Origin of the sequence: Kribbella sp. NPDC003505 (assembly GCF_040610875.1) — a bacterium.
Lineage (GTDB): Bacteria > Actinomycetota > Actinomycetes > Propionibacteriales > Kribbellaceae > Kribbella.
Window position 1 is genome coordinate 142204 of the sequence record NZ_JBEXNA010000005.1, and the last position, 19443, is coordinate 161646.

General features: G+C 69.5%; 19 protein-coding genes. 13 read left to right on the forward strand and 6 right to left on the reverse strand.

Annotation, left to right across the window (positions count from 1 at the left end; all coding sequences use genetic code 11):
• The first annotated feature begins 88 nt into the window (after positions 1–88).
• The 11 genes from ABZX12_RS18615 to ABZX12_RS18665 are packed head-to-tail and all read left to right on the forward strand — an operon-like array spanning position 89 to position 8403.
• The gene (locus ABZX12_RS18615) at positions 89–2284 is read left to right on the forward strand and encodes a phage tail tape measure protein (RefSeq protein ID WP_355694582.1); all 2196 of its coding nucleotides are present in this window, start codon (positions 89–91) and stop codon (positions 2282–2284) included.
• On the forward strand, positions 2284–3918 hold the full coding sequence (locus ABZX12_RS18620; protein ID WP_355694584.1) for a hypothetical protein: 1635 nt from the start codon (positions 2284–2286) through the stop codon (positions 3916–3918). Before ABZX12_RS18615 ends, ABZX12_RS18620 begins: the two co-directional genes overlap by 1 nt.
• A gap of 20 nt (positions 3919–3938) precedes the next feature.
• A complete protein-coding gene (locus ABZX12_RS18625; RefSeq protein ID WP_355694586.1) occupies positions 3939–4562 on the forward strand; it encodes a hypothetical protein in 624 nt (207 codons plus the stop codon).
• A 14-nt stretch (positions 4563–4576) separates the two neighbouring features.
• Positions 4577–4879 carry a hypothetical protein gene (locus ABZX12_RS18630; protein WP_355694588.1) on the forward strand — a complete coding sequence of 101 codons (303 nt, stop codon included), beginning with the start codon at positions 4577–4579 and terminating at the stop codon, positions 4877–4879.
• An 11-nt stretch (positions 4880–4890) separates the two neighbouring features.
• A complete protein-coding gene (locus ABZX12_RS18635; RefSeq protein WP_355694589.1) occupies positions 4891–5037 on the forward strand; it encodes a hypothetical protein in 147 nt (48 codons plus the stop codon).
• Positions 5034–5843: an N-acetylmuramoyl-L-alanine amidase gene (locus ABZX12_RS18640; RefSeq protein ID WP_355694591.1), complete on the forward strand. Its 810-nt coding sequence runs from the start codon at positions 5034–5036 to the stop codon at positions 5841–5843. Before ABZX12_RS18635 ends, ABZX12_RS18640 begins: the two co-directional genes overlap by 4 nt.
• Positions 5840–6193 (forward strand): hypothetical protein, encoded by a 354-nt coding sequence (locus tag ABZX12_RS18645; RefSeq protein WP_355694593.1) that lies wholly within the window; start codon positions 5840–5842, stop codon positions 6191–6193. Before ABZX12_RS18640 ends, ABZX12_RS18645 begins: the two co-directional genes overlap by 4 nt.
• Positions 6194–6198: 5 nt before the next feature.
• Positions 6199–6660 carry a hypothetical protein gene (locus ABZX12_RS18650; protein ID WP_355694594.1) on the forward strand — a complete coding sequence of 154 codons (462 nt, stop codon included), beginning with the start codon at positions 6199–6201 and terminating at the stop codon, positions 6658–6660.
• Positions 6660–6923 (forward strand): hypothetical protein, encoded by a 264-nt coding sequence (locus ABZX12_RS18655; RefSeq protein ID WP_355694596.1) that lies wholly within the window; start codon positions 6660–6662, stop codon positions 6921–6923. The genes ABZX12_RS18650 and ABZX12_RS18655 overlap by 1 nt, the downstream gene beginning before the upstream one ends.
• A 14-nt stretch (positions 6924–6937) precedes the next feature.
• Positions 6938–8095: a hypothetical protein gene (locus ABZX12_RS18660; protein WP_355694597.1), complete on the forward strand. Its 1158-nt coding sequence runs from the start codon at positions 6938–6940 to the stop codon at positions 8093–8095.
• Positions 8092–8403: a hypothetical protein gene (locus ABZX12_RS18665; protein ID WP_355694599.1), complete on the forward strand. Its 312-nt coding sequence runs from the start codon at positions 8092–8094 to the stop codon at positions 8401–8403. The genes ABZX12_RS18660 and ABZX12_RS18665 overlap by 4 nt, the downstream gene beginning before the upstream one ends.
• A gap of 1 nt (position 8404) precedes the next feature.
• Here ABZX12_RS18665 and ABZX12_RS18670 read toward each other — a convergent pair whose 3' ends face one another.
• From ABZX12_RS18670 to ABZX12_RS18680, 3 genes are all read right to left on the reverse strand, one after another.
• Positions 8405–8854 (reverse strand): hypothetical protein, encoded by a 450-nt coding sequence (locus ABZX12_RS18670; protein WP_355694601.1) that lies wholly within the window; start codon positions 8852–8854, stop codon positions 8405–8407.
• 64 nt (positions 8855–8918) lie between these two features.
• Positions 8919–9188 (reverse strand): hypothetical protein, encoded by a 270-nt coding sequence (locus tag ABZX12_RS18675; RefSeq protein ID WP_355694603.1) that lies wholly within the window; start codon positions 9186–9188, stop codon positions 8919–8921.
• A 68-nt stretch (positions 9189–9256) separates the two neighbouring features.
• Positions 9257–10084, reverse strand: a complete 828-nt coding sequence (locus ABZX12_RS18680) for a tyrosine-type recombinase/integrase (protein ID WP_355694605.1) — start codon at positions 10082–10084, stop codon at positions 9257–9259.
• 308 nt (positions 10085–10392) lie between these two features.
• Here ABZX12_RS18680 and ABZX12_RS18685 point away from each other — a divergent pair, with 308 nt between their 5' ends.
• A complete protein-coding gene (locus ABZX12_RS18685; protein WP_355694606.1) occupies positions 10393–11754 on the forward strand; it encodes a lytic murein transglycosylase in 1362 nt (453 codons plus the stop codon).
• A 103-nt stretch (positions 11755–11857) separates the two neighbouring features.
• Here the strand turns inward: ABZX12_RS18685 and ABZX12_RS18690 are convergent, their stop codons facing one another.
• The 3 genes from ABZX12_RS18690 to ABZX12_RS18700 form a co-directional block, all read right to left on the reverse strand.
• A complete protein-coding gene (locus ABZX12_RS18690; RefSeq protein ID WP_355694608.1) occupies positions 11858–15505 on the reverse strand; it encodes a S8 family peptidase in 3648 nt (1215 codons plus the stop codon).
• A gap of 236 nt (positions 15506–15741) precedes the next feature.
• On the reverse strand, positions 15742–16704 hold the full coding sequence (locus ABZX12_RS18695; RefSeq protein ID WP_355694610.1) for an LLM class F420-dependent oxidoreductase: 963 nt from the start codon (positions 16702–16704) through the stop codon (positions 15742–15744).
• An 86-nt stretch (positions 16705–16790) separates the two neighbouring features.
• Complete coding sequence (locus ABZX12_RS18700) at positions 16791–18632, reverse strand: S8 family serine peptidase (RefSeq protein WP_355694612.1); 1842 nt, start codon at positions 18630–18632, stop codon at positions 16791–16793.
• 120 nt (positions 18633–18752) lie between these two features.
• Here ABZX12_RS18700 and ABZX12_RS18705 point away from each other — a divergent pair, with 120 nt between their 5' ends.
• Complete coding sequence (locus ABZX12_RS18705; RefSeq protein ID WP_355694614.1) at positions 18753–19394, forward strand: hypothetical protein; 642 nt, start codon at positions 18753–18755, stop codon at positions 19392–19394.
• Positions 19395–19443 lie beyond the last annotated feature (49 nt).

The following is a 19443-nucleotide window of genomic DNA, read 5'->3' on the forward strand; positions in this document are numbered from 1 at the left end:
CAAGTCCGATTACCTCGAGCTGACCCAGGTCGAACGCCAAGCGCTGAACGCCGCGGTCAACAGACGCTACGGGAGGAGGTGACCAACCATGGCAGGTCCGATCCGGATCGCGATCCTCGGTGACGGCTCCAAGGCCAAGAAGGAAGCCAAGGACACCGCGGCCGCCTACGAGTCGTCGTTCGCGAAGATCGGCGACAAGGTGCGGCTGGGCGTGTCGAAGTCGTTCGGCGGGCTGCGGGCGTCCGCGAGCTCCGGGCTGGGCGATCTGCTCGGCGCAGTGAAGGGTGTGCCGATGCTGGCGGCCGGCGCCGCGCTCGGCGGTGGCCTGATCGCCGGGTTCACCAAGGCCCTCGACCTGGAAGATGCCCGCGGCAAGCTGAAGGCGCAGCTTGGTCTGACCGGTCCCGAGTCGAAAAAGGCCGGCAAGATCGCCGGCGACCTGTACAAGCAGGCGTACGGCGATTCGATCTCCGACGTCAACGACGTGCTGAAGGACGTGTTCCAGTCCGGGCTGGCCAGCATCGGCGACTCAGAGAACAAGATCCAGGGGGTTGCCCAGGCCGCGTTCACGCTGTCGCAGGTGATGGGCGAGGAGACGCTGCCGATCACCCGCGCGGTCTCGCAGATGCTGAAGACTGGTCTGGCGAAGAACTCGAAGGAAGCGTTCGACGTACTGACCCGCGGGCAGCAGCTCGGCATCAACAAGAGCGAAGACCTGCTGGACACCTTCAACGAGTACGGCACCCAGTTCCGCAAGCTCGGCCTGAACGCCGCCGACGCGCTCGGCCTGATGAACCAGCTGCTGCAAGGCGGCGCCCGGGACAGCGACGTCGCCGCGGACGCGATCAAGGAATTCTCGATCCGGGCGATCGACGGCAGCACGGCAACCGCGCAGGGCTTCAAGCTGCTGGGCCTGAACGCCGACGACATGGCGAAGAAGATCGCGGCTGGTGGGCCGACTGCCCGGACCGCATTCGGTCAGGTTCTGACCGCGGTCAACTCGATCTCCGACCCGGTGAAACGCAACGCCGCCGGCGTCGCGCTGTTCGGCACCCAGTGGGAAGACCTGGGCGCCGCGGTCAAGAACGCGAACCTGAGCACGGCGGCGAAGTCGCTCGGTGACCTGGCCGGCGCGACGTCCCGCGCCAACGACGACATGACCACGACCAGCACCAAGCTGAAGCAGATCGGCAGGACGATCCAGTTCTCTGTGGTCGACGCGATCTCAAAGTACGCGCTCCCCAAGCTGAACGAGTTCGCAAGCTGGTTCCAGGGGCCGGGGAAGTTCGTCGTACTCGGCTGGGCGATTGATGCCGGTGGCGCGATCCTGGATTTCGCTGATGCGCTGGTCGGCGGTCTCCAGGTGACGCTTGGTGGGCTCGTGGACTTTGCCCGGCACCTGATCGAACTCAGGGCCGAGATGCTGAAGTTCATCAACCCGGAGCAGTCGAAGCAGCTGTTCGAGCAGGCCGAGGCGTTGAAGACTTTCGGTGCTGCCAGCAAGGGACTCGATACCGCTCGTGAGAAGTTGCAGGCCTGGAGCCAAGCTGCCAAGGCGGCGAAGACGAAGGTCGAGTTCACGGCGAAGATCGATGATCTGGACAAGAAGATCACCGCGGCGCGGCAGATGCTGAAGGATCCGAAGCTGAGCGCGACCCAGCGGGCCAAGCTCGAGGCGGACATCTCGCAGCTGGAGCGGAACAAGACGAAGGCGATCGCCGAGCTCGGTGACCCGAAGCTGATCGCGACCCGTACGGCGAAGCTCAACGCCGACAAGAAGTCGCTCGACCAGAAGATCGCCGCGGCGAAGGCCGCGCTGAACTCGAAGGACCTGACCCGGGAGCGGCGCGCGACGCTGAACGCGACTATCAAGGATCTGCTGAAGAAGAAGGCAGAGGCCCAGGCTTCGATCAACAGCCTGAAGGGCAAGGTCGTCCCGATCACGGTGAAGCTGAAGTACGAGGGCGGCGCGCTGAAGGGGCAGCCCGGCAGCAGCGACCTGGGCGGGCTGTTCCCGGCCCGGGCATCGGGCGGTCCGGTCATGGCCCGCAAGACCTACCTGGTCGGCGAGAACGGCCCCGAGTTGCTGACGCTCGGCGGCATGTCGGGGTACATCACGCCGAACGAGAAGATCGCGCCGTCGCTGCTGGACAGCCCGGTCGGTGGCGGCGCACCGGTGATCGTCAACGTGTACGCGCTCACGTCCGGCCCGGAGGTCGGCCGGGCCGCGGTCGAGGCGATCCGGGAGTACGAGCGGTTCAACGGCTCCGGCTGGAGGAACTGATGCGGCCGGCCTGGGCGAAGGGGCACAACTACGACCCCGCGCACCTCACGATGTACACCGCGAACCCCGGCTTCATCATCGGCGAATCCCTGCTCGGCGTGGACCCTCTTGGCGGTGCCGGCGCGGACACACCGATCGATGCCCGGTTCACGTCCATCACGATCACGTCGCCGACCACGGTCGAGGACGGGCTGTTCGTGCACCGCGAGGTCGAGACCTGCAACCTGTCGGCGACGCTGCCGGAGAAGATCGATCTGCGGAACCAGTGGATCATCATCAAGTACTTCGGGACCGAGATCTTCCGCGGCCGCGTGGGCGAACCGCAGCTGGTTGAGTCGGTCGAGGTCGGCGCCGAGTACAAGCCCGGCAACACCGCGACCAAGACCTACCGCCTGTCGCTGACCGCGACGAACGGCGAAGACGTGCTGGCGACCATGTCGACGCCGGCGAGGACGTTCACCACGGCGACGCTCGCGCAGCGGATCGCGTCCTGGACCGGGCTGTCGGTGACGACGCAGAGCCCGGCGGCCGATATGCCGGTCGGCTGGGCGAACGCAGGGTGGGACACGGCGACGGTTCGCAAGATCTACCGCGGGACCGACCAGCTCGGTTCGCTGCTGGACACGCTGCGGAATGAGGCGAAGCTGCGGAACATGACGTTCCTGTACCAGCCGCTGAAGTCTCCGCAGTTCGTGCTGAAGCCGAACAACCAGTGGCTCACCGGGACGGGCGCGACGGCGTTGTGCTTCACCGACGACCCGGCGCACATGCTCGGGCAGGTCACTGACCCGGGCGACCAGTACGTGCACCTGGGCCGGTACGTCGGCTACACGTCACGGTCGGTCGGGCTGGACTCGTCGCTGTTCCGTACGGCGGTGTCGATCCGGTGGGGTCAGTACGACGTCGAGTCGCCGCCGGCCGACGGTCAGCCGGTCGAGACGATGTACGGGCCGTACAAGGCGTCCGGCGCGGCGACCGCGGATGCGGTGGTCGATCTCGGCACTCTCGACGTCGCGTCGCCCAGCTCCAACCCGTACTGGCTGTCCCGTGCGGTGGCCGCCACGCTGCCGCTGAAGGCGACACTGACCCCGTTCACCACCTCGGTCACCACGCCTTTCCAGTCGATGCAGCAGCTCGCCGGGACGGTGCCGGGCATGGCGCTGCTCGAGCATGACGGCATCGTCGAGCGGGTCGCTGTGCTCGGCCGGTCGCACAGCATCACGCCGGAGAAGTGGACGGTGGCGTACACGCTTGGGCCGCCGCATCTGCTGGACCGGTCGAGCGACTTCGACCCGGGTACCCCGATCGTGCATGCGCCGGCGCCTGGGTCGGGTGGCGTGCTGACGGTCCTGGAGTGGGTGGTGCCGAACTATCCGAGCGACGCGACGATCTACGAGGCCGTGTACGCCAACCCGACCGCGATTGTTCCAATCACGTCCGACAACGCGCTGCTGATCAGCGCGGATGTGACGAAGGCGCTGCCGCCCGGCACGGTGCGGCAGATCAACTGGTTCACGCCTGGTCCGGCGAACACGTTCTGGGTGCTGTACACGTCGAACCCCACGCCGGGCACGTCCAACCCGTCCGCGCTGTGGCGCGAGGGGCAACCGGCCTACCTGGGCGATGCCCTGTGATCTGGAGAGGATGAGCGCGCATGGCTGGCTTCAAGGACTTCGCGGACGGGCTGCCGCTGTATGAGTCGGAGCTCGACGGCTACCTGATGCGGCAGACCGTGATGCGGTTCGGCACGACGACGACCCTCACGAACCAGCTGACGGCCGGGATCCGCGAGGTCGGCATGTGCGCCTGGGCGGACAACACCGGCGTTCTGTACATGTGGGACGGGTCGAACTGGATTCCGTGGTGGAGCCCGGAGAAGAACGCAACTCTGGCGTTCACTGCGGGCGGAAACCAGGTGACGGTGTCGAACTCCATCGTGAACACGTGGTGGCGGTACAGCGGTGGCATGGTCAAGCTGAACTGGCGGTTCGTGATCGGCTCGACGGCGAACATGCAGTCCGGGGCGTACGCGTTGGCGTTGCCGATCGCGACCCGGGCCGAGCTGGATCACCACTACCTGGGGCAGTGCACGTACTACGACCAGAGCGCGGACACGACCTATCACCGGGCCGCGGCGACGCTGGGCACGACGACATCGGTCGGGTTTGTCGACTCGAACGGGACCAGACTCTCGACCACGGCCCCTGTTGCCTGGGCCAACAATGATCAGTTCGGCATGTCGCTGGTCTACCCGCCGTCGACCGGCACCTACCTGTGAGGATCTGATCTGTGATGAGCATCCCGGCCGAGCAGCTGCCGACGCTGATCGAACGCATGATCCGCATCGAAGCGAAGCTCGACACCTACAACCAGAACCACGCCGACCATGAGGGCCGGATCCGTCTGCTGGAGGAGAAGTCGGGCAGGCTCGACAACATCGAAGGCCGGTTGCAGACCGGCGTGCAGACGTTCGGCGATCACGAGACCCGGCTGCGTGGCTTGGAGCGGCGCATGTGGCTCACGGCTGGTGTCGCGTTGCTGGGCGGTTCGTTCGTCGGCGTTGTGTTGGGCCCGCTGCTGGGCCTCGGAGGATAGGAGGAGAACACGTGACCGAGTTCGCACCTGACTACACACCGGAGACGCCGATCGAGGCCGGCGGCGTCTACGACCCGGAAGCACCGCAGCCCGGCGCCCCGTCTGAGGATCAACTGGCCGCGGACACGGTCCTCTTTCCCACGGGGGCCGGCGCATGATGCTCACGAACCTCGCCGACGTCGTACGCAAGTCCGGGCTCGAGGTCGTCGAGGTCTCCGGATGGAAGACCCGTGGCCACGGCGAAATGCTCGGCGTCGAGGCGATCATCAACCACCACACCGCGACCCCGAAGACCGCGGACGGCGACTACCCGTCGCTGCACGTCGTACGGGACGGCCGGAAGGGTCTGGCGGGGCCGCTCGCGCAGCTCGGCCTGGGTCGGTCGGGGAAGGTGTACGTCATCGCGGCCGGTGTCTGCTACCACGCCGGGGCGACGTTCGAGACGTGGCAGAACAACTGGCACGCGATCGGGATCGAGGCCGAGCATGACGGCATCGGGCCGTGGCCGGCCGCGGTCTACAACGCGTACATCCGGCTGAACTGGGCGTTGTGTGAGGGCTACGACCTGCCGGTGTCCCGGATCCGCGGTCACAAGGAAGTTGCCGAGCCGCTCGGCCGGAAGACCGATCCGAATTTCAGCATGGACGAGATGCGTGCACGGGTCCGTGCACACAACGCACCCACGGAGGACGACATGACCCCGCAGCAGATGACTGAGCTGAAGAACTTCATCGCTTCCGAGACCGACAAGGCTGGCCGGAAGTGGGCGCTGTATCAGGTGCTGTACGGCCTGGAGACCGAGGACGATCGCGCAGCGGCGCGGCAGGAGTACGAGCAGGCGTACGACGCGGCGAAGAAGGCGGGCAAGACGGAGGCCGCGGCCGAGCAGGCGGGTATGGCCGCGGCCGAGTCGAAGCTGTCGAGCCTGCGTCAGGCGATCAAGGAAGCGCAGGCCAACGCATGAGCGTCCCGGTCAGCCAGTCCCGGCCCGTGCTGATCCTGGGCGGGATCGCGGCCGGCTCACTTGTCCTGTCGAACGGGCTGCCGCCGCTGACCCCCGAGCAGTTCGACTGGATCGGCCCCGCGATCGGCCTGCTCGGCCTGACCATCACCGCGGTGGTCACCTTCATCACCCAGGGCAAGGTGACCCCGCTGGTCGACCCGCGCGACGAGGCCGGCCGGAAGCTGGTGCCGCTGCGCACCGGTGGACCCGTCAGCGCGGGAGGCCCAGCGCTGCTGGGCGACCGCGGCCGCGAGTACATCAGCACTGACGGCGTGCCGCCGACCGACCCCACCACCACGACCGGAGACTGAACGACATGAGCAGCCTCGTACCGAACATCGCGAAGGGCCGTTTCGCCGAGCTCTACAACCGCGTCGACACCGGCGACCCCGCCGCCGCCCGGCTCTACGTGATCCCGATCCAGGCCGGCGCCGTCACGGACGCGACCCTGGTCGACGCCGACGACTTCGCCGCCATGGTCACCGCGGGCGTCACCGAGCGCACCGCGAACGGCTGGAACCGCAAGACCCTGACGTCGGCCGATCTCGCGCTGCTCGCGCCGGACGACACCAACGACCGGATGCCGATCGACATCGCCGACCAGTCCTGGACGCCGACGAACGCCGCGGACACGGTCTCCGACCTGGTCGTGTGTTACGCGTCGGTCGCGTCGCCCACCAATGCACAGCTGGTGCCGCTGGTCGTGGTCGACTACGTCGTCACGCCGTCTGGTGCGACCGAGGTCGCGAACATCAACGACCTCGCTCGGGCGTCCTGATGCCCGACGAGCTGATCGTCACGCAGCTCGAGGACGGCACGGTCACGATCGACAACGACCCGCCCCCGGAGTCGATCGTGATCGGCCGCGTCACCTGGGAACAGATGGTCCTCGGCCAGCTCGACTGGGCGACCGTCACAGAGGACCAGGACCACATCCAGTTGCTGGCGCTGAACACCGCGAACGTCACCGCCACTTTCCGCTGGTTGGAGACCGGCCCCGGCCGGACGACGATCCTCGAAACGCTGACCTGGAACACCTGAGGGAGGTGTGACCCGTGGCTCTCGCTCTCGACGCCACGTCGACCTCCGGGACCGGGGACACCTTCGCCAACAGCAAGTCCGTCCCAGCCCCGGCTGGTGCGGCCGCCGGCAAGGTCGTCGTCATCACGGTCGAGACCTGGACGTCGTCCACCGAGCCGACCGTGACGAACTGGGCCGCGCTCGGCTTCACCGAGGTCGCCGCGGCACACGCCACCATGGCGACCACGTCGTCGCCGGGTAACCAGTCGATCCGGAAGGCGTGGAAGCGGCTGACCGCGGCGGACGCCAGCTGGAACCTGAGTTTCTCGGCGACCTGCTGGAACATGGCGCACGCCGAGCTGTGGTCCGGCGTACTCGCGTCGGGCGACCCGACAGACGGCGCCGCCGTCGCGACCGCCTCGACCGGGTACCCGTCGACGACCCTCACACCGACGACCGCGGCTGCGCTGAGCAACTCGGCAGGCACCACCCAGGCCGTGTCGACCACGCCGCCGACGAACTTCGCCGAGCAGCTCGACCATGGCGTGCTGCACACCAACACCCGGATTCTTGGGGCGGCTGGTTCGGTGACGACGTCTGGCGGCACGGTGTCGGGGAACGGCGAGATCTGCGTCGCGACGCTGGCGCTGAAGCCGGACACCGGTGGCGGCAGTAACAACACCTCGGTCATGGCGGCGACCGAGGCAGACACCGCGATCACCCCGGCCCGGCAGCGGCAGCTGGCCGCGGGGCCCGCCGCTGAGACCGACACCGCGGTCACGCCCGGCCAGCAGCGGCAGCGTGCCGTGGCGCCGGCCACCGAGACCGACACCGCCCTACCGCCGGGCCAGCCGGGCACGCCGACCAGCCCGGCTGCCGAGACGGACACCGGCCTGACGCCGGCCCGGCAGCGGCTCGCGGCGGCCACGGGCGCCGCCGAGACCGATCAGGCGCTCTCACCGGCCCGTAGCCGCGTCGTACCGGCGGCCCCAGCCGGTGAGACCGACACCGCCCAGTCGCCCGCCCAGACCCGCGCCACGCCCGTCCAGCCCGCGCTGGAGACGGACGAGGCGGTCACGCCGCACAACCCGAACGAGGTCCTGCGAGACCTGGCTCTGAGGGTCGTGGTCGAGCCTGGCCGGTTCGCCGCGTCGGTCGAACCTGGCCGCTTCCGAATGGAGATCGAAGCATGATCGACACCGAACCGACCACGCTCGAGGTCGGTACCACCGGCTACGTGTACGCGCGGATCACTGACCGGCGCGGCGAGGATCTGACGTCGGTCGGGTTCGAGCTCGCGACCGTCGACCCGGCCGGAGCCCAGTCCGACTGGGCCGCACCCGCCGGCCGAGACGACGCGCTTGCGGCCGCCGGCGTCGTTCGCGTCGCCGTGCTGCACACGGCCGCGACGCCTGGCTACTGGAAGCTGCGCTACCGGGCGACCGACAACCCGGAGACGATCGTCGGCACGGCGGGAGTGTTCCGGGTCGTCGACGGGTGAGTCAGCCCGCGAGCCTGGTCAGCGCCAGCTGGTACCGCGGCCGCAGCGTCGCCGGCGTTCGGGCCGCGGCGTACTGCAACACCACGTTCCGGATCACGAACACGTCCGCCCCGAACGCGGCCGCGTACACCTCCATCGACGCCGCGTCGCCCCAGGTCGTGATCGTGACGTCGTCGGTGGAGATCAGCTCCAGGCAGCCGAGCTGCTGCGCGTCGCAGTTCGCCGAGTTGTTGCGGGCGTTCCTGACCGGCAGCTTCGCCTTCGTGAACGCCTGGACGACCTGGGCCGCTGACATGCCGGGGGTCTCCTCGGCCGGCGGTGTGTTCGCGGTCGGCTCGGCCGTGGCCACGGGCGGCTGACTGGTCGGCGCCGGCGACGGGCCGCCCTCGTCGTTGCTCGAGCAGCCCGCCGCCAGCAGCACAGCAGCGGCGATCACCGCGACGCCTCGCATGGTTCCCCCTCGACAGCCTGGTTACGGCGCGTCTATCGGGGACCACCATGCCACCGTTACAGGTTCAGGCCTCCGGGTCGTCGTGGCGTTCCCACGCCGTGCCTCGCCCGGGCCCGGATCCGGTGTCCTCCCAACCCGGGTCGCTCGGCTTCAGCTCGGGCCAGCCGCGCTCGCCGAGCTTCGGCGGCACGATCTCATCCGGCGGCGGGATGATCACCCGCCGAATCGCCAACAGCGTCGCCTCGCACGAGTGCATGAACGTGCGCTGCTCGAGGATCTCGCGGACCGCGGCGACCTGCATCGCCGGATCAGGTGTGGATAGGGTGTCGTTCACGTTCGGACCTCCGGTGTCCGTTCGAGGTCCCGGCCGGTGCTCACAACACCGGGCCGGGACCGCCAAGATCAGACCGCCAGACGGCGGACGATCTCCTGTAGATGCCGGTCAGCGACCAGCGTGTAGATCTGCGAGCTCGCGAGGTTCGCGTGCCGCAGCAGTGTCTGTGTCGCGCGGGCGTCCTTCCCGACCCGCTGGACATGGGTGCCGTACCAGTGCCGCAGTTGATGCGCGGTCACCGGGTAGCCGGCCTTGCGGAACGCCCGGCCGATCACCGAGGTCACCGTCGACGACTGCACATGGCCGTCGTCCTTGCCCGGGAACCAGTAGCCGGCCCGCGGGTAGCCCTTGCGCAGCTCTTCGACCAGGGGGTGTGTCGGGATCGCGGCGAACACGCCGCCCTTCCCGCGGACGTAGTACCAGCCCTCGTCGTCGAAGTCATCGCCGCGGATCTTCGCGATCTCGTGGACCCGCAGCCCCAGGAACGTTGCCAGCGTCATGTACGACCGAGCTCGCAGCCCGCACACCTCGAGCACACTGCGAACGGTCTCTGTCGACGCCGGCCGCGGCACCGACCGCGGAGCCTTCGGAACCGGCAGCTCGACCATCGGGTTGTCGTTGCGGTACCCCCGATCGTTGAGCCACCTGAACCAGGCTCGCGCGGATGCCGCGTACGTGCAGCGGGTCCACTTCGTGTTGCATCCTGCTAGCCACCTGACGACGGCCGTGGTGGGGATCGACACCGGGTCAGGCGTGCCGGCGACGTGCCAGAGCAGCTTGACCCCGGTGATGCGGGTAGAGACGGTGTTGTCGGATGCGTCGGCGGCTCGGAGCCACAGCTCCCAGTCGTCGAGCAGCTCGTGATGTAGTTGCGCAGCGGGCGGACGGGCGGGCATGGGTCAGGCCTCCCCAGGCTAGAGGTGGTCATGCTGCCGTCCGGGTGGTGCGCATCACACCCGGTCTACCCCGAGACTGAGAAAGTACCCGGAGATTCGTGGGATATCCCTCACTCCGCGTGTTGCTTTTCCCTTGATATGCGCCAGTATGGGTACCCGGTGACCGCTCGTACACGGTCTGCGTCCGACGCGTAACCCACGCAACGGGGCGGACGTTAGACCTATTACGACGGCCGACCGACAACGACACAAAGACTGTCCGCAGCGTGGGGCCGGGCTGGTCGATGAGTCACGGAGGGGACTAATCGATGGCGAAGGGCAAGCGCCGCGCCACGGGTAGCGGGTGGCGTCAGGTGGCGCCGCTGATCCCGTTGGCGCTGTTCGCGAGCGCGTTCACCGTCAGCGCCACGGACGACCCGGCGATCGCGACCGCGTCGCTGGAGAACGGCCTGTCCGGCGGCAGCCCGGTCGTCGTACCGAAGCAGCCGGTCCGCGAGCCGGCCAACGTGCCGGTGCCGGGCGTGGTCGGCCACGGCGTCGACCCCGGCGAGCAGCCGACCCAGGTGGTCTCGGGCCTGTCCCGCAACGGCATCCCGAACGCCGCGCTGAAGGCGTACTCGCGGGCCCAGCAGGTGCTTGCCCAGGCGGACCCGTCGTGCCACCTGCCGTGGACGCTGGTGGCCGCGATCGGCCGTGTCGAGTCCAACCACGGCCGCTTCGGCGGCAACGCGCTGAACGCCCAGGGCGTCGCGATCCCGGGCATCTTCGGCCCGCGGCTGGACGGCTCGTCCGGCATGGCCCGGATCTCGGACACCGACGCGGGCTCGTTCGACGGCGACGGCGCGTTCGACCGCGCGGTCGGGCCGATGCAGTTCATCCCCGGCACCTGGCGGGCCATGGGCGTGGACGGCGACGGCGACGGCGTGCGGAACCCGCAGGACATCGACGACGCGGCCATGTCGACCGGGGTGTACCTGTGCTCCGGCAAGACCGACCTCGCCGACGCGAGCGACCTGAACGCGGCGGTCCTGCGCTACAACCACTCCCAGCAGTACGTCGACCTGGTGACGAGCATCGCCAAGGCGTACGCCGGTGGCAGCTGGATCGCGGTCGGCAACGGCACCGCGGGTGACGACGTCGACGAGGCCGGCGACCAGATCGGCGACTCGACGATCGACGCGCCGTCCGACAAGGACCTGCCGCAGGCGATCGACATCCCGACGCCGACGGCCACGCCGACCCCGACGCAGACCGACGGCCGCGGCGGCACCCGCGAGACGACCCGGCCGACCGCCGAGCCGACCGCGACGCCGAGCAGCCGGCCGACCGCGACGCCGACGTCGAAGCCGTCGCCCTCGAAGCCGACGACCGCCAGGCCGACGGTTCCGACCACCACGACCACGACGCCGGGGGTCACCAGCCTCACCACGGCCGTCGGCGTGATCGTCGGCACGGTGGGCAGCACGCTGCAGGAGCTGCAGAAGGCCACGACGTACTGCCAGACCGAGATGGCGAAGGTGACGATCACCAAGCCGACCCAGGAGCAGCTGCAGAAGTGCGTGACCGCCTACCAGACCGGCGGCGCGAAGGCCGTCGACCAGGTCATCCGCGGTCTCCTGTCCGCCCTTGGACTGCTGGGCATCCTGGGCGGAGGCATTCTCGGCAGCTGAACCTCACTGGACCGGCGCGCCTGCCCCCACCCCTCCCTAGGCGCGCCCCTGGCGACGCCACGAAGCAATCCCCCCGCTTCGTGGCGTCGCTCTTTTTGAACGTTCAGCTCGCCCAGGCGCGGTCGATAGTCTGGGTGATGCTGTTGCCGACCAGGTCCGTCGCGGTCACCCGCAGACTCGGGTACGCGCCGGCCGGGACCTGTGCCCGCACGGTGCCGACCCCGCGCAGCGCCAGCTTCGTCCAGGTCTTCCCGTCGTACGAGATCTCGGCCGTCGTCCGGAAGACCCCCAGGCCGCGCACGCCCGGCTGGTACCTCGGCGTCAGCTCGAGCCAGCCGTTGGTGTGCCGGTAGTCGACCTGGACGAGCGGCAGGACCGCGCGGCTCTTCGACGGCGCCGACACGAAGTGCCACCGGGTGTGCGTCGACGTAGACGTCTTCGCCCAGCTGTTCGGCCCGCGCTTCTGGTCCAGCGTCAGGTCGTACCAGGCGGCCTTGGCCGGGACCGTGAACTGCGCGACCGACCAGTTCTTGCTGCCGAGTTCGACACCGTTGCTGCTCAGCTGCATGCTCGTCACGTCGCCGCGGTCGCCCCAGCCGAACACTGTCCGGTCGCCGCTGACGTACTGCGGGATCGCGATCCGCAACGCGTTCTCGAACCGTGCCGGCGGCCAGCCCTGCGCCTCGTCACCGGGGGCGTCCGACAACCCCGGTACGGCGGGCCGCGTCAGCGACTCCCACCAGCCGCGCGTGACCTGCTCGCCCGGCCGGTACGCCCGCGTGATCGTCGACTCGAAGCCGCTCTCGTTCCACTCACCCGCGGACGTTTTCTCGTCCCAGGTGACGCCCTTGACGTCCGTGACGAGGTAGTCGGTCCGCTTGACCGCCCCGGCGATCAGCCGGGACGCCGTCAGCCCGGTGGAGATCCCCGGCAGGTGTGCGATCCGCTGGTCGCGGTGCAGCCAGAACGCGTCGTTGCGCTGGAAGTCCGTGGTCACGACAGCCGGTCGCATCTTCGCGACGTCGTACGTCAGCGCGCCCTTCACGACCGGCGGGGCAAGCGCGACGTCGTACCGATAGGTGCTGTCGAGCAGGCCGTTGAGCTGCAGCGAGACGGGCCCTTCGGCCAGTTGGCCGAGCAACTGCTTGCCCTGCTCGGCGCGCAGCAGGTAGAGCGGAACGCCTTGCTCGGTCCCGGTCGACCAATAGCCGGGCTGCTCGTGGTACAGGAACACCACTTTCGCACCGGCCGCCTTGGCCGCCTCCACCTGTGTTTCGGTCGCGTCGTCCCCGCCCCAGCGGATCAGTACAGCCGCTCCGTCGGCGCCGTTGAGCTCGGCCGCCGTACCGTCGCCGCCGTTGTAGAGCGGCAGTTTCTCGTGCCCGACGTACACGGTCCGTTCCGAACCCTCGACCGGTGTGGGCAGGCGGACACCGTTGGCGTCCACGGTCAGTTTCGGCTGCGCGAGGTCCCAGCGCTGCACGACCTGGAAGGTACCGTTGGCGACCTTTCCGAAATCCTGCACGTAGACGCCGTCGGCCACCCGGCCGTTGTACGCCCAGCCGGAGACGGCGTCGCGGTCGCCGACCTTGCGGTGCCAGGCGACCCCGATGCTCTGCGCCTCGGCCGGCCGCGGCGTCCTGATCGTCACCTTGTGCGCGGTCCGGGCGTCGAACGTGAACGTCCGGTCACGGTCGATCCACTCGTCCGGATCACCGAGCAGCGTGATCGAGTTCGCCCAGTCCGCCTCGTCGCCGCCGACGGCGTACGCCATCACGCTGTAGCGCCCGGTCGGTACGTCGAGGGTGCGGCTGCCGGTCTCGTCGAACGCGATCGCGTTCACGTCGCCGGTGTCCTGGTTCCACAGCTGGACACCGCTCGCGCCGGCCTTGGTGGTGGCGGGTTGCCCGTCACGGCCGATCGCCTTCACGGTCACCTGGTTCAGCCGCCCACCGGCCGCGAACCCGAGGCCGGTCCGGTACGCCGCGGCGCCGGTCCGGGCCGTCAGGACACCGGCGTACTTGGCCGGCTGGGTCTTCGCCAGATCAAGCGTGACGGTCGCGGACGCGGTACCACCGGCGGGGATGGTCAGCCGGGCCGGGCTCACCGTCAGCCCGGCCGCCACCCCCGCCGGAGACTGTGCGGCGACCGACAGCGTCAGCGTCACCGCGCGGTCGGAGTTGTTGCGATAGGCAACGCTGCGGGTGACCGGCGCCGGCGCGGCCGGACCGGTCCAGGACAGGTCGCCGAAGAACAGGTTGGCGGTGTCCGGCAGGACCTTGGGGTCGAGCGCGTTCGGGATGTCGACCCGGCCGAGTCCCTGCTGGTCGGTGCGGGCGCCCGCGGACGGGACTGCCGTCGAGGCCAGCGCGGCCTTCAGTTGCGGACCGGCCCAGTCGGGGTGCCGCTGCGCGAGGATCGCCGCGGCGCCGGCGACGTGCGGCGTCGCCATCGACGTACCGCTCATCGCCGTGTAGTACTGGCCGAGGACGTGCCCCTGCTCGGTGCCGGCCGCGCGGGCGGCGGCGATCTCCACACCCGGAGCGGTGACCTCGGGCTTGAGGGCGCCGTCACCGAGCCGCGGGCCGCGGCTGGAGAAGGCTGCCAGGCTGTCGTCGCGGTCGACCGCGCCGACGGTCAGCGCCTCGGACGCCGTCCCCGGAGAACCGACGGTTTCCTCGGCGCCGGAGTTGCCGGCCGCGATCACGAACAGCGCGCCGCTCGACTTCGACAGCCGGTCGACGGCCTCGCTCATCGGGTCGGTGCCGTCGGACGGCCAGCCGCCGAGGCTCATGCTGACCACCTTCGCGCCCTGCTGGACGGCCCACTCCATCCCGGCGATCGCCTCGGAGTCGTACCCGCCGCCGCTGTTGTCGAGCACCTTGCCGATCAGCAGGTCCGCTCCCGGCGCGACACCCTTCCGGACGCCGCCGGACGCCGTACCGAGGCCCGCGACGATCGACGCGGTGTGCGTGCCGTGGCCGTGCAGGTCCTGGACGGCCTCGTCGGGGACGAAGCTCTCCGACGCGACGACCTGCTTGGCGAGGTCCGGATGGCCGGCGTCGTACCCGGTGTCCAGGACGGCGACCTTGACGCCGTTGCCGTCGTACCCCTGCTTCCAGGCGGTCGGGGCGCCGATCTGCTTCGTGGAGCGGTCGAGGGTGGCGTGAGTGCGGCCGTCGAGCCAGATCTTGGTCACCTGGCTGCTCTTGAACGTCGTCGGGCCGCTGATGCCGTCCCAGAAGGTCTTCGCGTCGGCCTTCCGTACGGAGACCGCGCTGCTTCCGACGCTGGGCAGCGTACGGCGGAGGGTGGCCGCCGTACTGCGCAACGTCGTGGAGCCGGAGATCAGTAGCGGCAACTGGTCGCTGCTCGCGTCGTCGTACCCCTGCGCGGCGAGCTCGGTCAGGTTGAAGAGGCGCTTGTCGAGCCGGCCCGCCGTGAGCAGCGGGTATGCGTCGGCCGGGACCAGAGTGAGGTCTCCGTCGAAGGTGCCGAAGTAGTACGGCTCGTCACCGAGCAGGCGGGCCGAGACCTGGCCGTTCGAGCTCGTGGTGAGCTCGGCGACGTCGCCGGTGACCAGCGTGATCCGCTTGCTGCCCGCACCGGGCGTCGCCTGGGCGCCCGGTGCGGACCCGGTGGGTGGACCGGCTGGTGGGGCGGCACTCGCCGTGGTGGTCGTCAGCAGCAGGGAACCGGCGACCACCGCGGCGAGCAGGCCCGCCGCAGCTCGGGACGATCGGGAAAACACAGGTGGACACCTCCCGACAGCCCGACCCACGCGAGGCCGTCGCGCTGAGCCTGTCAGTTGCCCTCAGCCACAGTCCACCACTCCCCCTGACCTACATCCGCCATGACTGATACCGGCCACCACCACCCCATTTGCCTGGTGAGCCAGGCAAATGGGGGGTTCCACACCCTGGTTACGGGTGTAGAACCCCCAAGCTGGCTGGTGGACCAGTGAAATGCGGTTTGGTGCGGCTGCCGTCAGGCGAAGCGCTTCGCGATGTTCTCGACGCGCTCCAGCAGGTCCAGGTCGTAGGCGACGCCGGGGACGTAGAAGATCACGTAGTCGGCGCCGGCCTCGAGGACCGCCTCGACCTTGTCGGCGATCTCGTCCTCGGTGGCGATCAGGTTGTCCCGGTCGAACTTCTCCCGGTTCATCGGGCCGAGCGCCTTCTCGGTCGCCTTCTGCGGGTCGTCGCCCTTGTCGATCGGGAACACGTTGAAGTTCGTCGACTTGATGATCTCGTCGTAGTCGCGGCCGACCTTCTGGCAGTGCCCGCGCAGGATGTCCGCCTTCTCCTTGAAGGTCTCCGGGTTGCCGCCGCCGATGTTCGCCGCGTCGGCGTACTGCGCGACCAGCTTCAGCGTGACCTTCGGGCCGCCGCCGCCGATCCAGAAGCTCGGGTGCGGCTTCCGGACGCCCTTCGGCTCGTTGATCGGGGCATCGATCGAGTAGTACTTGCCGTTGTAGACCGGCTTGTCCTCGGTCCACATCTTGTAGATGATCTCGGTCGCCTCGCGGAACGCCGCCATCCGCTGCGGGATGTCGGTCCACTCGTAGCCGTACGCCTTCCACTCGTGCTCGTACCAGCCCGCGCCGATCCCGGCGTACAGGCGGCCGTGGCTGGCGACGTCGACGGTGGAGGCGATCTTCGCGTAGAGCGAGGGGTTGCGGTACCCGTTGCAGCCGACCATCTGACCGATGTTCACCCGCTTGGTGTCGCGGGCCAGCGCCGCGGTGGCGCTCCAGCACTCGAAGGTGGTGTTGTCACTCGGCTCCGGCACCGTGTGGAAGTGGTCGAACAGCCAGATCGAGTCCCAGGACTGCTCGTCGGCGCGCTGGGCGACGGCCGTCATCGCCTCCCACTGCTCGATCGGGTCGGCGATCCCGGCCAGGTCCATCTTCCAGCCCTGCGGTACGAAGACCCCGAAACGTGTAGTCATGCCGCCATCCTTTCCGGGGATGGCGGCATCGGTCCATGACTACGAGTACTGAATTCGTTCTCAATCGGACCACTTCAGGTTCTGAATCAGCGGGCGCTCAGCACCCCTGCCCCCACGCCGGCGCCGTCGCGGTGCTTCGCTCTGACCGCGAGGATCGCGTTCAGCGTCAGCGGAGACAGCCTGCCGCCGAACTCCTGCCTGGTCAGCGCCGCCACACCCGCCGCGGTGGGCGCGCTCGCCGACGTACCGAAGAAGCGGCAGGAACCCTGGACGGCGGTCGGGCAGGTGCCGGAGCCGAAGCCGCCGGCGCCGCTGACGGAGACCCCGTCCGACGCCAGCCAGTACGGCGCCGGGAAGCTCTTGGCTGTGCTCCCGGCGATGCCGCGGCACGGTCCCGGCTTGCCGCCCGCACACCGCGTCGTGGTCACGATCTGCGTCGGGCCCGCCGCGCTGTACGCCTCCAGCGGGGCGGCGGCCGGATCGACCGACACGCTGGCGTTGACGGCGCCCGCGCTGGTGGCGAAGCCCAGGTAATTCGAGTCCGGGTTCATCGAACCGGCGCGCTCCGGCGGGTCGATCGTCTGGACGCCGGCCGAGAGCGCCCGCCAGCGCAGGTCGAGGATCGGCGGCGTCACGGCCGACGACGTGCCCTGGACGTCGACGACCAGCTTGGCCGGCTGCGCCACACCGGTCGTGTTCTCGTAGATGAACTGCTCGATGGTGTCGCCGACGCCGTTCGCCTGGACGCCGGTGCTGGACGCGAGGCACGTCGTACCGGCGGCGTCCATCAGGTACAGGTTCAGGTCGGTGAAGCCGCCCTGGCCGGCCGTCGGGTAGACGGCCCGCGGCTCGCTCCACTGCAGCGTCGGCATCACGGTCGCACCGGGCAGCAGGTTGAGGTTGTACGTCGTGTCGGTGCCGCGCAGCTGCACGACGTTGTCGGGGGCGTTCGGGCAGCCGGTGAAGGGGCCGGTGGCGCCGTCCGGTCCGCTGTCCGTGCCGATCGCCTTGACCCGCGGTGCGTGCCGGTTGCCGAGGTTCCCGGCCGACGAGCTGACCCAGATGCCGTGCTTGGCGAGGCTCTCCGCCGTCGCCGCGCCGATGCCCTGCTGGAACGCGGGCTCGTCGTCGAGGGCGATGTCCTCGGCGATCATCGTGACCCCGGCGGCGGCCAGCGTGTGGAACGCCTCGACGTACTGCGCGGTGGTGTCCTGCGTGCTGGCGTAGGCGAGCTTCGCGCCCGGCGCCAGGTCGTGGATGATCTCGAGCATCGCGGTGCCCTCGTCGTCCTCGTACGACGCCGCCTGCTGCAGCACCTGGACGTCGGCCGGTAGCTCACCCTGCGCGATCGAGTCGGCGATGTGGTCGACGTCCCCGGAGATCGCACCGACCTTCTGGCCGCGTCCTGTCAGGCCGCGCGCCTGGGCCAGGTCAGCCTTGTGCAGCGTGACGCCCTCGGCGGTGATCGGTCCGACGTCGACGGCCGGGCGCAGCGCGGGCCGCAGCGCGGTCACCCAGCCGAGCGCGGCGACGGCGTCGAGCTTGTCGTAGGGCACCGAGGCGGACACGAGCCCGGTGCTCGGCAGGTCGACACCTGGCACCTTCTTGAAGTCGGCAGAGTTCTTCAGGACCGTGACGCCCAAGGACGCCAGGTCGGCCCGCTGCTGCGCGGTGACCGGCTGCGCGGCGTACACCTGTACGCCGAGACGCTCGCCGCTCGCGTCGGCGCTCAGGGCGCGCGCCTTGACGCCGGTCTGTTTGGCCGCGGCCGCCTTCGCGGCGTCCCGCAACAGCGACGGGACCTTCGCGGATGCACCGGGGCTTGCAGCAGAGCCCTGAGCCGGTCCCGCGGCGGCCGGTGTCACGACTGCGACCACCGCCATCGGGACGATCAGTGCCACGCTGCTCAGGACATAACGGAGCTTCATCGATTCCTCCCCCACTCGACGCCGGGCACAACAGTCACCCACCGACGAACCACCTGTCCAGACCTCGCGTCGTACCCGAGCGAAGGAGGCAGGATCATCGAGACCACGAAGTTCGATCAGTTGTTCGCCCTCGCCGCCCCGCAGATCAGCGCCGGGACACACCAGCGCGACGAGATCCCGCGCGACGGCGGCCGCTGGCCCGTCAGCGTCGTACTGCGCCCCGCGCCCGGGCCTGTCGCATACGCTCTCGACGCGCTGACCCGGGAGGCCGCCGAACTGGCGGGGCCGGGTCACTGGCAGACCGGGCAGCTCGGATCAGCCCACTTGACCGTGCGGGCTCTGGAGCCGCGCCGCGAGCTGATCCCGCCCGACGACCCGGCGCTGACCCGCTACCGGTCGGCGCTCGGCCGCGCGGCCGCCCGCAGCTCCTGGCCGATCGGCTTCCGCGTCACCGGCCTCACCCTTACCCCCGGCACCGTCATGGCCTGCGCCGAGGCGGTCGACACCACCGCCGACACCTTCAGCGACCACCTCACCGCCGAACTCGGCCCCGACGCCTGGTTCGAACCCGACCGCCGCGACATCTGGTACCTCAACCTCCTCCACTTCACCGAAGACGTCACCCACCCCGAAGACCTGATCACCTGGGTCAAGTCCCGCCGTCACCTCCCCGTCGGCACCACCACCATCCGCACCGCCGACCTGGTCCGCTCCGACCACCACCTCCGACCACGTCCCCACATGCGCCCGGCGCGCCTGTGAGAGCGCTCTAGTTCCGGAACCGGTGAGGTCTTGACCGCGGAGGGTGGGT

What these genes read in the sequence shown, in the direction of transcription:
- ABZX12_RS18615 (WP_355694582.1), top strand. Translation starts at nt 89, where the DNA reads ATGGCAGGTCCGATCCGGATCGCGATCCTCGGTGACGGCTCCAAGGCC.
- ABZX12_RS18620 (WP_355694584.1), top strand. Translation starts at nt 2,284, where the DNA reads ATGCGGCCGGCCTGGGCGAAGGGGCACAACTACGACCCCGCGCACCTC.
- ABZX12_RS18625 (WP_355694586.1), top strand. Translation starts at nt 3,939, where the DNA reads ATGGCTGGCTTCAAGGACTTCGCGGACGGGCTGCCGCTGTATGAGTCG.
- ABZX12_RS18630 (WP_355694588.1), top strand. Translation starts at nt 4,577, where the DNA reads ATGAGCATCCCGGCCGAGCAGCTGCCGACGCTGATCGAACGCATGATC.
- ABZX12_RS18640 (WP_355694591.1), top strand. Translation starts at nt 5,034, where the DNA reads ATGATGCTCACGAACCTCGCCGACGTCGTACGCAAGTCCGGGCTCGAG.
- ABZX12_RS18645 (WP_355694593.1), top strand. Translation starts at nt 5,840, where the DNA reads ATGAGCGTCCCGGTCAGCCAGTCCCGGCCCGTGCTGATCCTGGGCGGG.
- ABZX12_RS18650 (WP_355694594.1), top strand. Translation starts at nt 6,199, where the DNA reads ATGAGCAGCCTCGTACCGAACATCGCGAAGGGCCGTTTCGCCGAGCTC.
- ABZX12_RS18655 (WP_355694596.1), top strand. Translation starts at nt 6,660, where the DNA reads ATGCCCGACGAGCTGATCGTCACGCAGCTCGAGGACGGCACGGTCACG.
- ABZX12_RS18665 (WP_355694599.1), top strand. Translation starts at nt 8,092, where the DNA reads ATGATCGACACCGAACCGACCACGCTCGAGGTCGGTACCACCGGCTAC.
- ABZX12_RS18670 (WP_355694601.1), bottom strand. Translation starts at nt 8,854, where the DNA reads ATGCGAGGCGTCGCGGTGATCGCCGCTGCTGTGCTGCTGGCGGCGGGC.
- ABZX12_RS18680 (WP_355694605.1), bottom strand. Translation starts at nt 10,084, where the DNA reads ATGCCCGCCCGTCCGCCCGCTGCGCAACTACATCACGAGCTGCTCGAC.
- ABZX12_RS18685 (WP_355694606.1), top strand. Translation starts at nt 10,393, where the DNA reads ATGGCGAAGGGCAAGCGCCGCGCCACGGGTAGCGGGTGGCGTCAGGTG.
- ABZX12_RS18695 (WP_355694610.1), bottom strand. Translation starts at nt 16,704, where the DNA reads ATGACTACACGTTTCGGGGTCTTCGTACCGCAGGGCTGGAAGATGGAC.
- ABZX12_RS18700 (WP_355694612.1), bottom strand. Translation starts at nt 18,632, where the DNA reads ATGAAGCTCCGTTATGTCCTGAGCAGCGTGGCACTGATCGTCCCGATG.